General features: G+C 74.7%; 12 protein-coding genes. 7 read left to right on the top strand and 5 right to left on the bottom strand.

Annotation, left to right across the window (positions count from 1 at the left end):
- Nucleotides 1-2 precede the first annotated feature (2 nt).
- Nucleotides 3-749, top strand: coding sequence for a futalosine hydrolase (locus tag EIZ62_RS18080; protein ID WP_156693681.1), 747 nt, complete (start codon nt 3-5; stop codon nt 747-749).
- 11 nt (nt 750-760) lie between these two features.
- Nucleotides 761-1,603, top strand: a complete 843-nt coding sequence (locus EIZ62_RS18075; RefSeq protein ID WP_244375773.1) for a 1,4-dihydroxy-6-naphtoate synthase — start codon at nt 761-763, stop codon at nt 1,601-1,603.
- Nucleotides 1,604-1,631: 28 nt separating this feature from the next.
- Here the strand turns inward: EIZ62_RS18075 and EIZ62_RS32755 are convergent, their stop codons facing one another.
- Nucleotides 1,632-2,015 carry a cold-shock protein gene (locus tag EIZ62_RS32755; protein ID WP_031073201.1) on the bottom strand — a complete coding sequence of 128 codons (384 nt, stop codon included), beginning with the start codon at nt 2,013-2,015 and terminating at the stop codon, nt 1,632-1,634.
- Between the two features lie 163 nt (nt 2,016-2,178).
- Here EIZ62_RS32755 and EIZ62_RS18065 point away from each other — a divergent pair, with 163 nt between their 5' ends.
- Nucleotides 2,179-2,427 (top strand): hypothetical protein, encoded by a 249-nt coding sequence (locus EIZ62_RS18065; RefSeq protein WP_156693680.1) that lies wholly within the window; start codon nt 2,179-2,181, stop codon nt 2,425-2,427.
- Here EIZ62_RS18065 and EIZ62_RS18060 read toward each other — a convergent pair.
- Entirely contained in the window at nt 2,406-3,026 is a 621-nt protein-coding gene (locus tag EIZ62_RS18060; RefSeq protein ID WP_244375771.1) for an HAD family hydrolase, read from the bottom strand. The two genes, EIZ62_RS18065 and EIZ62_RS18060, sit on opposite strands and share 22 nt — an antisense overlap.
- A 52-nt stretch (nt 3,027-3,078) precedes the next feature.
- On the bottom strand, nt 3,079-4,053 hold the full coding sequence (locus EIZ62_RS18055; protein WP_156693678.1) for a hypothetical protein: 975 nt from the start codon (nt 4,051-4,053) through the stop codon (nt 3,079-3,081).
- A gap of 42 nt (nt 4,054-4,095) precedes the next feature.
- Here EIZ62_RS18055 and EIZ62_RS18050 point away from each other — a divergent pair, with 42 nt between their 5' ends.
- The 3 genes from EIZ62_RS18050 (at nt 4,096) to EIZ62_RS18040 (ending at nt 9,106) form a co-directional block, all read left to right on the top strand.
- Complete coding sequence (locus EIZ62_RS18050) at nt 4,096-6,726, top strand: helicase C-terminal domain-containing protein (protein ID WP_156693677.1); 2,631 nt, start codon at nt 4,096-4,098, stop codon at nt 6,724-6,726.
- Between the two features lie 430 nt (nt 6,727-7,156).
- Complete coding sequence (locus tag EIZ62_RS18045; protein ID WP_156693676.1) at nt 7,157-7,309, top strand: hypothetical protein; 153 nt, start codon at nt 7,157-7,159, stop codon at nt 7,307-7,309.
- A 126-nt stretch (nt 7,310-7,435) separates the two neighbouring features.
- Complete coding sequence (locus EIZ62_RS18040; protein ID WP_156693675.1) at nt 7,436-9,106, top strand: DNA repair helicase XPB; 1,671 nt, start codon at nt 7,436-7,438, stop codon at nt 9,104-9,106.
- Here the strand turns inward: EIZ62_RS18040 and EIZ62_RS31990 are convergent.
- Nucleotides 9,093-9,266 (bottom strand): hypothetical protein, encoded by a 174-nt coding sequence (locus EIZ62_RS31990; RefSeq protein WP_167536390.1) that lies wholly within the window; start codon nt 9,264-9,266, stop codon nt 9,093-9,095. The two genes, EIZ62_RS18040 and EIZ62_RS31990, sit on opposite strands and share 14 nt — an antisense overlap.
- A 374-nt stretch (nt 9,267-9,640) precedes the next feature.
- Between EIZ62_RS31990 and EIZ62_RS18035 the strand changes: the two genes are divergently transcribed.
- Entirely contained in the window at nt 9,641-11,593 is a 1,953-nt protein-coding gene (locus EIZ62_RS18035; protein ID WP_156696469.1) for a HelD family protein, read from the top strand.
- 215 nt (nt 11,594-11,808) lie between these two features.
- Here EIZ62_RS18035 and EIZ62_RS18030 read toward each other — a convergent pair whose 3' ends face one another.
- Entirely contained in the window at nt 11,809-14,088 is a 2,280-nt protein-coding gene (locus tag EIZ62_RS18030) for a heavy metal translocating P-type ATPase (protein ID WP_156693674.1), read from the bottom strand.
- Nucleotides 14,089-14,207 lie beyond the last annotated feature (119 nt).

Genomic DNA, 14,207 nt, shown 5'->3' with positions numbered 1-14,207 from the left:
CCCTGCGCGTCCTGGTCGTGACGGCGGTGGAGGCGGAGTCGGACTCCGTCGCCGCCGGTCTCGCGGGCCATGTGGCATCCGCGCCCCGCACCCTGGCCTCCGGTCACGCCCTGACCCGCCTGGCCGTCCCCGGGACCCCCGGTACGGGCACCCCGCCCGGTGTGGTGGACCTCGTCGCGGGGGGCGTCGGGCCCGCCGCCGCGGCGGTCGCGGCGACCGGCGCGCTGGCCGCCGCCCCGGACGCGTACGACCTGGTGGTCTCGACCGGTATCGGCGGCGGTTTCGCGCCGCGGGCGCCGCTCGGGACGGTCGTCGTGTCCGACCGGATCGTCGCCGCCGACCTGGGCGCCGACACGCCCGGCGGATTCGTGGCCGTCGAGGAGCTGGGCTTCGGCCGCTCCGTGCACCTGCCGCCGCCCGGCCTGGCCGAACGGATCGCCGGCGCGCTCCGCGGGGGCGGGCAGCGGCACGTCGTCGCACCGGCGCTGACCGTGTCGACGGTCACCGGGACGGCCGCCCGCGCCGCCGAGCTGATCGCCCGTCATCCGCGCGCCGCGTCGGAGGCGATGGAGGGGTTCGGCGTCGCCGAGGCCGCCGCCGCCCACGGCGTACCCGTCGTCGAGGTCCGCGCGGTGTCCAACGCCGTCGGCCCGCGCGACCGTGCCGCCTGGCGCGTCGCGGAGGCCCTGGACGCGCTGCGGGGCGCCTTCCGGCTGCTCGGCACCACCGTCTTCCTGGAGGACCTGTGACTGGAGGACCTGTGAGCCCCGTCCGGATCGCGTACTCCCCCTGCCCGAACGACACCTTCGTCTTCCACGCCTGGGCGCACGGCCTGGTGCCGGGCGCGCCCGGGCTGGACGTGACGTTCGCGGACATCGACGTCACCAACGGCATGGCGGAGCGGGGCGAGCTGGACGTCCTGAAGGTGTCGTACGCGGCGCTGCCCTGGGTCCTGGACGAGTACGCCCTGCTGCCGTGCGGCGGGGCGCTGGGCCACGGCGTCGGCCCGCTGGTCCTCACCCGTGAGCCGGGCCAGGACCTGACGGGCCGGACGGTCGCGGTGCCGGGCGAGCGCTCGACCGCGTACCTGCTGTTCCGCCTGTGGGCCGCCGACGTCGTCCCGGGCGGTGTCGGGAACGTCGTCGTGATGCCGTTCCACGAGATCATGCCGGCGGTGCGGGACGGCCGGGTCGACGCGGGCCTGGTCATCCACGAGGCCCGGTTCACCTACCAGCGCTACGGCCTGCACCGGCTCGCCGACATGGGCGAGCACTGGGAGAGCACGACGGGCCTGCCCATCCCGCTGGGCGCGATCATCGCCAAGCGGTCACTGGGCGAGGACACGCTGGAGCTGCTCGCCGCGTCGGCGCGCGCATCGGTCCGGATGGCCTGGGACGACCCCGGGGCGTCGCGCCCGTACGTACGGGAGCACGCCCAGGAGATGGACCGTGCCGTGGCCGATCAGCACATCGGTCTGTACGTCAACGCGTTCACGGCCGACCTCGGCGAGACCGGGTACGCCGCGGTCCGGTCCCTGCTCACCAGGGCGGCGGCGGAGGGCCTGGTCCCGCCCCTGAAGCCCGACGCGCTCGCCTTCCCCTGACGCGCGCTCGCGAGGCCGGCCGTACGGATCAGACGTCCAGCTGGTCCGCCACCGCCCGGAGCAGGCCGGCGATCTTCTTGCCGTGGACCTTGTCGGGGTAGCGGCCGCGCTCCAGCATGGGCGTGATGTTCTCCAGCAGCGTCGTCAGGTCCTGCACGATCGACGCCAGTTCGTCCGGCTTGCGCCGCTGTGCCGCCGCGACCGACGGGGTCGGGTCGAGAACCGTCACCGAAAGCGCCTGGTCACCGCGCTGGCCCGCGACCACGCCGAACTCGACGCGCTGCCCGGGCTTGAGGGCGTCGACTCCGGCAGGGAGCACCGACGAGTGCACGAAGACGTCGCCGCCGTCGTCGCGGGAGAGAAAGCCGAAGCCCTTCTCGCTGTTGAACCACTTGACCTTGCCGGTAGGCACGTCTGTCCTCGTCCTCGTACTCGATGTCTGGCGCCACGAAAAATGGCTCTGGATAGCACTACAGCGGGCCACCGCGGCCCGCCCGGAGTAAGGCTAATGGTCCAGGGGCTGGTGACAAGACGTCTCCGGATTCTTCCTCCGGCCGGGGAACTACCCTGGCCGAATGCGTAGTGAAACCCCTTCGACCAGCGCCGCCCCCGGTGACGGTCTCGTCCGGGCCGGCGGCATCGTGTTCGTCGTCGGCGCCGTCGCCACCCTGGTGACCGTCGCGCCGCTGTTCCTGGGCACCGATCCGTTCCCGCCGGTCGCGTACGCGGTCTGCATGCTCATGGGCGTCGGCTTCGTGATCGCCGCCGCGGGCGTGCTGCGTTCGATCGCCGCCCAGCGCCGTCAGGCCAGGTCGGCCCGGTAGGCGTCCCACCAGGCCGGGAACGCGGTCAGGTCCGGCAGAACGACGTCCGCGCCGGCCGCCCGCAGCTCCTGCTCGTCGCACGGCCCGGTCGGTATCGAGACGGCGAGCGCGCCGGCCGTGCGCGCGCCCCGCACGTCCCCGACGTGGTCGCCGACGTACACGGTGGCGCCGTGTTCGCGCAGCGCCTCCGCCTTGGCCTCGGCCCACAGCCAGCCGATGACCGCGTCGGGCTCGATGCCGAGGTGCGCGAGGTGCAGCTTGGCGTTGGGCTCGTGCTTGGCGGTGACGACGACGGCCCGGCCGCCCGCCGCGCGAACGGCTTGAATCGCACCCTTCGCGCCGGGCATCGCGAGCGTCGGCGCGATCGCGTACGCCGGGTAGATCTCGCGGTAGCGGTCGCACATGTCCTGGATCCGGTCGGCCGGGAACCAGTGGGCGATCTCCTGTTCGAGGGGTGGTCCCAGGCGGGTGACGGCCAGGTCCGCGTCGATCCACACGCCCGTTTCGGCGGACAACGCCCGGTACGCGGCGTGGATGCCGGGCCGGGAGTCGATCAGGGTCATGTCGAGGTCGAAGCCGACCGTCAGCGTGGGAGCCATGGCCGCCATTGTGCCCGCCGCCCGATTCCGGCCACCCGCCGCGCCCCCGGTGTCAGACGCGCCGGGCGCGCCACAGCAGGTAGAGGGCGGAGGCGAGGGCGGCGATCCGGAGCGTCCAGGGCCAGGCCGCGGCGAGCGCGGCGCCCATGGCCTCGCCGCCCGGGGCGATCGGCTCGCCCCAGCGCCGCTCGACACGGCCCCACAGCCAGACCGCGGTGCCCGCGGCGACGGCCCCGGGCAGGCCGAACACCGCCAGCTTCGCCTCCGTGCGGCTGAGCCGGCCCGAGGCGTACGCGAGGAGCCAGCCGCCGAGCAGGGCGACCCACGAGCCGAGGACGACGCCCACCACCAGGGCCACGGCGGCGGCCAGCAGCATCGGGTGGCCGAAGCGGAGCCGGGGCAGCGCGAGACGGCGCCGCGCGGGCACGGCGGGCGCGGGGGCCGGCGCGGACGGAGGCTGCGCCTCCGCGTCCTCCTCGGCGGCGGGCTCCGCCTTCGGCGGGGGTTTCAGCATGTCCGGGATCTCGACGCCGCCCCGGAACCCGGGCGGTACGAGGTCCGCGTCGATCGCCCCCTCCTCGACGCGCCACCAGTCCGGCTGCTCGCCCGACGCGCCGAGCTCGTCCATCCCCGCCAGGTGCGGGCTCGCCGCCGCAGGGACGTCCCGGGCCTCCGGCGCTTCCACGCGGCGGCGGAACCGGGTGCGCGGCGTGCGCTGCACCGGTACGGCGGGACGCGCCGCGCCGGGGCCGGGAGCCGTATCGGTACCGGGCGCTCTTCCCGCACCCGGCCCGGGGCCGCCGCCGCCCGAGGCCGCCGCCGTGACCACCTCGTCCGGCGTGCCGAGGGCGGTGAGAATGCCGCGTACCGCACCAGGGCTGTCGTCCTTGGCGCGCCGGCTGTCGATCTCGCCGCGCAGCGACGCCACGAGCCGCATCCGCGTGTACGAGGACAGGTGGTGCTGCTGGGCCAGGTCACCCACCCGGCTCAGGTAGTCGAAGACCAGCTGGTCGCTCTCGATCCCCACCGTCACGACGTTAGCGCCTGCGCAGGGGCTAACGTGGTCCGGATGGGGACCGGTGAGCTCGATCGGGAGGCGCTCGTGGCCGCAGGAACCGAAGCAGGCGGCGTCACCCCGGCGCCGCGCACCCTCGCCGAAGCCCTCCGGGCGCGCGGCGACGAAGGCCTGGCCGCGCTGCTCCACGCCCGACCCGACCTGCTGGTTCCCGTCCCGAGCGACCTGACGCAGCTCGCCACCCGGGCCGGCACCCGCGCCTCCGTCGTCCGCGCGCTGGAACGGCTCGACCGGTTCGCGCTCCAGACCGCCGAGGCGCTCGCCGTCGCCCCGGACCCGGCCCCCTACTCCGTGCTGCACGGGCTGATGGGCGGCGACGAGGGCGACCCGGACGTGTCGGCGGCGCTGCCCCGCGCGGTCGGCGTCCTGCGCGAACAGGCCCTGGTGTGGGGCGACGACGAGCGGCTGCGGCTGGTGCGGACCGCCCGGGAGCTGCTCGCCCCGTCCCCGCAGCACCCCTCCCCCACCGGGCTCGGCCCGACGGTCGCGGAGGCGACGGCGGGCATGTCGCCCACCCGGCTCCAGGAGATCATCGCGACGGCCGGGCTGCCCACCACACACGATCCGGTCTCCGCCGTCGCCGCGTTGACGGACCTGTTCACCGACCGGGAACGGATGGGCGCGCTGCTGGACACCGCGCCCATGGACGCGCTGGGCGTGCTGGACCGGCTGGTGTGGGGGCCGCCGTACGGCGAGGTGACGCCCAACCCGGCGCCGCCCGTGCGCTGGCTGCGCGACCGGGGCCTGCTGCTCCCGGCGACGGCGCGCACGGTCGTACTGCCGCGCGAGGCCGCCCTGCACCTGCGCGCCGGGCGCGCGCACCGGGCGCCCGAGCCGGTGCCGCCCGCCGTCACGCCCTCCCGTACCGCGACGTTCACCGAAGGCCGTCCACAGGTTGTGGACAGCGCCGCCGCGAGCCAGGCCTACACCGCGCTCGCCACCATCGACGAACTCGCCAAGGAGTGGAACGAGGGCGGCCCCGCCGTCCTGCGCGCGGGCGGCCTGTCCGTACGCGACCTCAAGCGCACCGCGGCCGCCCTCGACGTACCGGAACAGGTGGCCGCGTTCTGGCTGGAAGTGGCGTACGGGGCCGGGCTGATCGCCACGGACGGCGAGGCCGACGAACGGTACGCGCCCACGCCCGCCTACGACGAGTGGGCCGCCCTGCCGGCCGCCGAACGCTGGACCCGCCTCGCCGGGGCCTGGCTGGCCTCGACCCGGACACCCGGCCTGGTCGGCAGCCAGGACACCAAGGGCCGCACGCTCGCCGCCCTCGGACCCGACCTGGACCGGGGCGCCGCGCCCGAGGTGCGCCACCGGGTGCTGCGCCTGCTGGCCGGGCTCCCGGCCGGCGCCTCCCCGGACCCCGACTCGCTGCTCGCCCGGCTGCGCTGGGAACGCCCGCTGCGCGGCGCCTCCAAGGAGACGGGCGCCGACCTGCGCGCCCGGCTGGCCGGCTGGACGCTGTCGGAGGCGGAGCTGCTGGGCGTGACTGGCCGGGGCGCGCTGTCCGCGCACGGCCGGGCCCTGCTGCCCGGCGCCCCCGCCCCGGGCACCGACCACCCGGTCGACGGGCACGCCCCGGACCATCCGCGAAGAGCGCACGTCCCCGCCCCGGCCGGCCCCGGCGCCGACACGTTCAGCGGCCGCCGCCCCGCCCAGGCCGGCGACACCACCCACGCGGGCGCCGCCGCGCTCCTCGCCCCGCTGCTGCCCGAACCGGTCGACCACGTCCTGCTCCAGGCGGACCTCACGGCCGTCGCCCCCGGCCCCCTCCAGCGGCCGCTCGCCGACACGCTGGCCGTGCTCGCCGACGTCGAGTCCAAGGGCGGCGCCACCGTGTACCGGTTCACGCCCGGCTCGGTACGCCGCGCCCTGGACGCCGGGCAGGCCGCGGCCGACCTGCACGCCTTCCTGGAGGCCCACTCCCGCACGCCCGTTCCGCAGCCGCTCGCCTACCTCATCGACGACGTCGCCCGGAAGCACGGCCACCTCCGGGTGGGCGCCGCCTCCGCCTACGTACGCTGCGACGACGACACCGTGCTCGGCGAGATCCTCGCCGACAAGCGGGGCGCGTCCCTGCGGCTGCGGCGCCTCGCGCCGACCGTGCTGGCCTCCCAGGCGGACCCGGCGGCCCTGCTGGAGGGGCTGCGGTCCATGGGGTTCGCCCCGGCGGCCGAGTCGGCGGAGGGCGACGTCCTGATCACGCGGGCGCACACCTACCGCACCCCGGCGCGCACGGCGCCCGCGCCGGTACCCGAGGGGCCTCCCGCGCCGGACGCCACGCTGTTGGGCGCCGCGGTGAGGGCGATCCGCGCCGGGGACCTCGCCTCCACGGTCGCCCGCAAGGACGAGCCGGCCACCTCCGGCGCCGCCGGCAACGGCGACATGCCCCGCACCTCCGCCGCGGAGACGCTCGCCACCGTGCAGGCCGCCGCCATGACCGGCTCGGCCGTCTGGATCGGCTACGTCAACGCCGAGGGCGCCGCCAGCCAGCGCGTCATCGCGCCCGTCCGGGTCGAGGGCGGCTTCGTCACGGCGTACGACCACACCGCCGACGAGGTCCGCACCTACCCGCTGCACCGCATCACGGGCGTCGCCGAACTCGCCGACGACGCGGGCTGACCCCGGCCGGCCCCGCCCCCGGTCCTCGTCCCCGGCCGCCCCCCGTACCCGGCCGGTTCATGCGCGCACGCCGCGGATTTACCGCGCGTGAGTGACCGATTCCCCACCTCAGGGGGACCTCCCGCATTCTCCCGGCGCGGCGCGGGCAGCCAGGAGACGTCCCGGACCGGACCGGACCACAGGAATCCGCACCACGGGAAACCGCACCACAGGAAAGAGGTCGTCCCATGCGCCGTCGAGTCACCACCGTGTTCGTCACCACCGCCGCGTTCCTCTCCGCGCTCACCACCCAGGCCGCGGCCGTCGGCATCGATCTCGGGGGCGGTCTCACCCTCTGACCGCCCGCCCCGCCCCCCGAACGACCGGGCCCGCGCCACCACGGAAGGCGCGGGCCCGGTCCGCTGCCGCCGCAGAAGCGAAAGGAACCGAGATGAGCCGACGTATCGCCCTGCTCCTGACGGGCGCCGCCCTGCTGTTCACCGCCCTCGCCACCCCGGCCGCCGCCGTCACGCTGCCACCCGTCGGCGGACCGCTGGCCGACCTCCAGATCGAGGGCCCCCTGTTCAACAGCCCGCTGATCTGACCCGGCGCCCGGCCGCCTCCCCCCGCTCACGCCTCACCCCTGGCCCCGCACCCGGCCGGTTACTCCGCCGATGCGCGACACTGGATGTTTGGCCACGGTCCCCGGGCCACCAGGAAAGGGTGAGGCGTGAACGGACCCCTGATCGTCCAGAGCGACAAGACGCTCCTGCTCGAGGTCGACCACGAGCAGGCCGACGCGTGCCGCCGCGCCATCGCTCCCTTCGCGGAGCTGGAGCGCGCCCCCGAGCACATCCACACCTACCGGGTCACCCCGCTCGGCCTGTGGAACGCCCGCGCGGCCGGGCACGACGCCGAACAGGTCGTCGACGCGCTCGTCGAGTTCTCCCGCTACCCCGTGCCGCACGCCCTGCTGGTCGACGTCGCCGAGACGATGGCCCGCTACGGACGGCTCACCCTCTCCAAGCACCCCACGCACGGGCTGGTCCTCACCTCCACCGACCGGCCGGTCCTGGAGGAGGTCCTGCGCTCCAAGAAGGTGCAGCCGCTGGTCGGCGCCCGCATCGACCCCGACACCGTCGTCGTCCACCCCTCCGAGCGCGGCCAGATCAAGCAGACGCTGCTCAAGCTGGGCTGGCCCGCCGAGGACCTCGCCGGCTACGTGGACGGCGAGGCACACCGCATCGACCTGGCCGAGGACGGCTGGGCGCTGCGCCCCTACCAGCAGCAGGCCGTCGAGGGCTTCTGGCACGGCGGCTCCGGCGTCGTCGTCCTGCCCTGCGGCGCGGGCAAGACGCTCGTCGGCGCCGGTGCGATGGCGCAGGCCAAGGCGACGACCCTGATCCTGGTCACCAACACCGTCTCCGCCCGCCAGTGGAAGCACGAGCTGGTGAAGCGCACCTCGCTGACCGAGGACGAGATCGGCGAGTACAGCGGGACGAAGAAGGAGATCCGCCCCGTCACCATCGCCACGTACCAGGTGCTGACGACCAAGCGGAAGGGCGTCTACCCGCACCTGGAGCTGTTCGACTCCCGCGACTGGGGCCTGATCGTCTACGACGAGGTGCACCTGCTGCCCGCGCCGGTCTTCAAGTTCACCGCCGACCTCCAGGCCCGGCGGCGCCTCGGGCTGACCGCGACCCTGGTCCGCGAGGACGGCCGCGAGTCGGACGTCTTCTCGCTGATCGGGCCCAAGCGGTTCGACGCGCCGTGGAAGGAGATCGAGGCCCAGGGCTACATCGCGCCCGCCGACTGCGTCGAGGTCCGCGTCAACCTCACCGACAGCGAGCGGCTCGCCTACGCGACCGCCGAGACGGAGGAGAAGTACCGCTTCTGCGCGACGACCGCGACCAAGCAGAAGGTCGCCGAGGCGCTCGTCGGGAAGTTCGCCGGCCAGCAGATCCTCGTCATCGGCCAGTACATCGACCAGCTCGACGAACTGGGCGAGCACCTGAACGCCCCGGTGATCAAGGGCGAGACGCCCAACGCGCAGCGCGAGAAGCTCTTCGACGCCTTCCGCAACGGTGAGATCAGCGTCCTCGTGGTGTCCAAGGTGGCCAACTTCTCCATCGACCTCCCCGAGGCGACCGTCGCCATCCAGGTGTCGGGCACCTTCGGGTCGCGCCAGGAGGAGGCACAGCGCCTCGGCCGGGTGCTGCGGCCGAAGGCCGACGGTCACCAGGCCCACTTCTACTCGGTGGTCGCCCGGGACACGATCGACCAGGACTTCGCGGCGCACCGCCAGCGGTTCCTGGCGGAGCAGGGTTACGCGTACCGGATCGTCGACGCCGACGAACTGCTGGCGTCCAAGGACCCCGGCACGGATCTCAGCGGCGCCTGACGCCGGCTTCCTCCGCGAACTCGCCGAGGACCACCACGCCGAACGCCGCCTCGGCGAACACCTTGATCGCGCGCAGGGCGTTGCCGAGGCGGTGGGCGGGGTGCGGGGTCGTGCCGAGGGCGGTGGCGCCGGGGGCGTCGTGGAGGGTGGCTGTGGTCATGTCTCCATGATGGTCCCGGCCCATGGGCCGTACATCGGTCCACGGACCGAACCCCGGCGCCACCCGCGTACGACTCCAGGCATACCGCGTCCCCTACGGGACGGACGCCCGGACCCCGACCACCGGTTTAATCGGTCGCCCGCGCGCCCGCCGATGGCTAGAATCGCCGACCTTGCCCGCCTCCCTCCCGTGGAGCGCCGCCCTCCGGTCGGAAACCGGTCGGCCCGCCGTTCACCCCGCGTACCCCGCGTTCCTCGCGTACCCCGCGTTCCTCGCGTGCTCCGCGTACGACCTCCGGAGGCTCTGCCGTGCCCATCGACCCGCTCGCGCGCGAACGCGCCCACCTCGCCGCCTCGCGGGCGGCCCTGCGCGCCATGCGGGAGGACGTCGAAGCGCTCGACATCCGGGACGTCACCGCGAACTGGGTCAACGCCGCCGTGCTGTCGGCCCAGATCGACGAGCGGATCAAGGCGCTCGCCGACCTCTCCCACACGCCGCTGTTCTTCGGGCGGCTCGACTACCTGCACACCACGCAGGAGGGACAGCGCTTCTACATCGGGCGGCGCCACGTCCACGACGCGGACGGCGACCCCATGGTCATCGACTGGCGCGCCCCCGTCTCCCAGCCCTTCTACCGGGCGTCGAGGAAGGACCCGCAGGACGTCGCGCTGCGCCGCCGCTTCGGCTACACCGGCGGCGACCTCACCGCGTACGAGGACGAGCACCTGTCCGACCCGGCCGAGGAGGAGAAGGCGTCCAGGCTGCTCCAGGCGGAGATCGAACGCCCGCGCGTGGGCCCGATGCGCGACATCGTCGCCACGATCCAGCCCGAGCAGGACGAGATCGTCCGCAGCGGCCTCGCCGGCTCGGTGTGCGTCCAGGGCGGCCCCGGCACCGGCAAGACCGCCGTCGGCCTGCACCGGGTGGCGTACCTGCTGTACGCGCACCGGGAGCGGCTGGCCCGCACCGGCACCCTGGTCATCGGGCCGAACCGGTCCTTCCTCCACTACATCGAGCAGGTGCTGCCCGCGCTCGGCGAGCTGGAGGTCAGGCAGGCGACGGTCGCCGACCTCGTCGCCCACGTCGAGGTCCGGGGCACCGACGACGCGGAGACGGCCGTCGTCAAGGGCGACGCCCGGATGGCGGAGGTCCTGCGCCGGGCCCTGCGGTCGCACGTGACGCCGCCGGCCGAGCCGCTGGTGGTGGTGCGCGGCTCGCGCCGCTGGCGGATCCCGGCGTACGAACTGGAGGAGATCGTCACCGAGTTGCTCGACCGGGACATCCGGTACGGGGCCGCCCGGGACGCCCTCCCGCAGCGGATCGCCCACGCCGTCCTCGTACGGATGGAGCAGGCGGGCGAGGCGCCGGACGACCGCGTGCAGGACGCGGTGGCGCGGAATCCGGCGGTGAAGGCCGTGGTCAAGGCGGTGTGGCCGGCCGTCGACCCGGCGAAGCTGGTGCTGCGGCTGCTGTCCGACGCGGACTTCCTCGCGGAGCACGCGGCGGGGCTGCTGACCGCCGACGAGCAGAAGGCCGTGCTGTGGGCGAAGCCGCCGCGCTCGGTGAAGTCGGCGAAGTGGTCGGCGGCGGACGCGGTACTGATCGACGAGGCCGCCGACCTGGTGGAACGCACCCCGTCGCTGGGCCACGTCGTCCTCGACGAGGCGCAGGACCTGTCGCCCATGCAGTACCGGGCGGTCGGGCGGCGCTGCTCGACCGGTTCGGCGACGGTGCTGGGCGACCTGGCGCAGGGGACGACGCCGTGGGCGACCGCGAGCTGGGCCGAGGCGCTCGGCCACCTCGGCAAGCCGGACGCCGTGGTCGAGGAGCTGACGGCCGGTTTCCGCGTACCGCGCGAGGTGATCGCGTACGCGTCGCGGCTGCTGCCGCACATGTCGCCGGGGCTGGCGGAGGTGCGGTCGGTGCGGGAGTCGCCGGGCTCGCTGGAGATCGTGCGGTGCGGCGCGGACGACTTGGCGGCGTCGGTGGTGGCGGCGTGCCGCACGTCGCTGGAGCACGAGGGCTCGATCGGCCTCATCGCGGCGGACGCGCGGGTCCCGGTCCTGGCGGAGGCGCTGCGGGAGGCGGGCCTGCCGTGGCTGTCTCCCGGTGAGGAGACGACCGCCGCGTCCCGCCTGACCCTGGTGCCCGCCTCCCTGGCGAAGGGCCTCGAGTACGACTACGTGGTCCTCGACGAACCGGCGGCCGTCGTCGACGGCGAGCCCGACGAACGCACGGGCCTGCGGCGGCTGTACGTGGCACTGACGAGGGCGGTCTCCGGCCTCACGGTCGTCCACGCGGCCCCGCTGCCGTCGCAGTTGGACTGACGCGGGGAGTGTGCCGGTGGTTTCGCCGGCGTGAGGGTGACGGGGTCGCAGGCGGGGGGTGCTCGGACGTAAGACGAGCGGAGCGAGAGTCCGAGCGCCCCCGGCCGGAGGCCCCGGCGCCCGCCCCGGACCACCGGCGGTAGCCGTCGGCCCGGGGGCATCCGGAGGCATCCGGGGGGCTTCCGGGGGCCCCGGGGGCGGCGCCCCCGGGGACGTCACGCCGCGGGCTTGAAGGTCCGCAGCCGCAGGCTGTTGCCCACCACGAACACCGACGAGAACGCCATGGCCGCGCCCGCGATCATGGGGTTCAGCAGTCCCGCCGCGGCGAGCGGCAGCGCGGCCACGTTGTAGGCGAAAGCCCAGAACAGGTTGCCCTTGATCGTGGCGAGGGTGCGGCGCGAGAGGCGGATCGCGTCGGCGGCGGCGCGCAGGTCGCCGCGTACGAGCGTGAGGTCACCCGCCTCGATGGCGACGTCCGTACCGGTGCCCATGGCGAGTCCCAGGTCGGCCTGGGCGAGGGCGGCCGCGTCGTTGACCCCGTCGCCGACCATGGCGACCGACCGGCCCTCCGCCTGGAGGCGCTTCACCACGTCCACCTTGTCCTCGGGCATGACCTCCGCGTACACCTCGTCGATGCCGACCTCGGCGGCGACGGCCTCGGCGACGGCCCGGTTGTCGCCGGTGAGGAGGATCGGGGTGAGCCCGAGGCCCCGGAGACGCCCGATCGCCTCGGCGCTGGTGTCCTTGACCGCGTCGGCGACCTCCAGGACCGCGCGGGCCTCGCCGTCCCAGGCGACCGCGATGGCGGTACGGCCCGCCGACTCGGCCTTCTCCTTGGCGGCCCTGAGCGGCTCGGGCAGTTCCATCGCCCGGTCGGACAGCAGCTTCTCGCGGCCGACGAGGACCGCGTGGCCGTCCACCACGCCCTGGACGCCGAGGCCGGCGAGGCTGCTGAAGTCCTCGGGGGCGGGGAGCGTGCCGACGCGCTCGGCGGCGCCGGTGGCGACCGCGCGGGCGACGGGGTGCTCGGAGGCGTTCTCCAGGGCGCCCGCCAGGCGCAGGACGTCGTCCTCGCCGGTGCCTTCGGCGGTGTGGACCGCGAGGAGGGTCATCCGGCCGGTGGTGACGGTGCCGGTCTTGTCCAGGACGACGGTGTCGACCCGGCGGGTGGTCTCCAGGACCTCCGGCCCCTTGATGAGGATGCCGAGCTGGGCGCCGCGCCCGGTGCCGACCATCAGGGCGGTCGGGGTGGCCAGACCGAGGGCGCACGGGCAGGCGATGATCAGTACGGCGACGGCGGCGGTGAACGCGGCGGTGAGCCCGGAGCCGCTCAGGAGCCAGACGCCGAGCGTGGCGAGCGCCAGGACGATGACGACGGGGACGAAGACGGCGGAGATCCTGTCGGCGAGGCGCTGGGCGGCGGCCTTGCCGTTCTGGGCGTCCTCCACCAGCCTGGCCATCCGGGCCAGCTGGGTGTCGGCGCCGACGCGGGTGGCCTCGACGACCAGCCGCCCGCCGGCGTTGAGCGTGGCGCCGGTCACGGTGTCGCCGACGCCCACCTCCACGGGGACGGACTCGCCCGTGAGCATGGACGCGTCCACGGCGGAGGTGCCTTCGACGACCGTGCCGTCGGTGGCGATCTTCTCGCCCGGCCGGACGAGGAAACGGTCACCCACGCGCAGGTCGCCCACCGGGACGAGGGTCTCGCGTCCGTCGCGCAGGACGGTGACGTCCTTGGCGCCCAGCTCCAGCAGCGCCCTCAGCGCCGCGCCCGCCCGGCGCTTGGAGCGGGCCTCGAAGTAGCGGCCCGCCAGGATGAACGCGGTGACACCGGCGGCGGCCTCCAGGTAGATGTTCCCGGCGCCGTCACTGCGGGAGATGGTCAGCTCGAAGGGATGGGTCATGCCGGGCATGCCGGCCGTGCCGAAGAACAGGGCCCACACCGACCACAGGAACGCCGCCGAGGTGCCCACCGAGATCAGCGTGTCCATGGTCGCGGCGCCGTGGCGCGCGTTGGTCCACGCGGCACGGTGGAAGGGCCAGGCGGCGTAGGTCACGACCGGCGCGGCGAGGGTGAGGGAGAGCCACTGCCAGTACGCGATCTGGAGGGCCGGGACCATCGCCATCGCGATCACGGGTACGGACAGCACGACAGCCGTGAGCAGCCGCTGCCGCAGGGGCGCCAGCTCGTCGGGCTGCCGCTCCTCGGGGGGTGCGGTGGTCGTGGCCCGCGCGGGGCCGGGGGGTGCTGGCGGGGCCGGTGGTTCGGCGGTGTAACCGGTGGCCTCGACGGTGGCGACCAGGTCGGCGACCTCGACCCCCTCGGCGTAGGTGACCTTCGCCTTCTCGGTGGCGTAGTTGACGGTCGCGGTCACCCCCTCCATGCGGTTGAGCTTCTTCTCGACCCGGGCCGCGCAGGAGGCGCAGGTCATGCCGCCGATGGCGAGTTCCACCTCGGCCGTGGGGCCGGGGGTCGTGGTGGTGGGGGTGCTCATGAGTGCCGCTCCTCGCCGTCGATACCCCGACAGGGTATGCCGTTCCCTTGGCCTCATGTATACCCCTGGGGGGTACCCGGCGCAAGTTCGGGAGGCGCGTTCGACTGCCTTCGCGGTGC

Origin of the sequence: Streptomyces ficellus, assembly GCF_009739905.1 — a bacterium.
In the GTDB taxonomy this organism is placed as follows: domain Bacteria; phylum Actinomycetota; class Actinomycetes; order Streptomycetales; family Streptomycetaceae; genus Streptomyces; species Streptomyces ficellus_A.
Note: the sequence above shows the minus strand (reverse complement) of the source record. Positions and strands in the feature narration are given on the sequence as shown.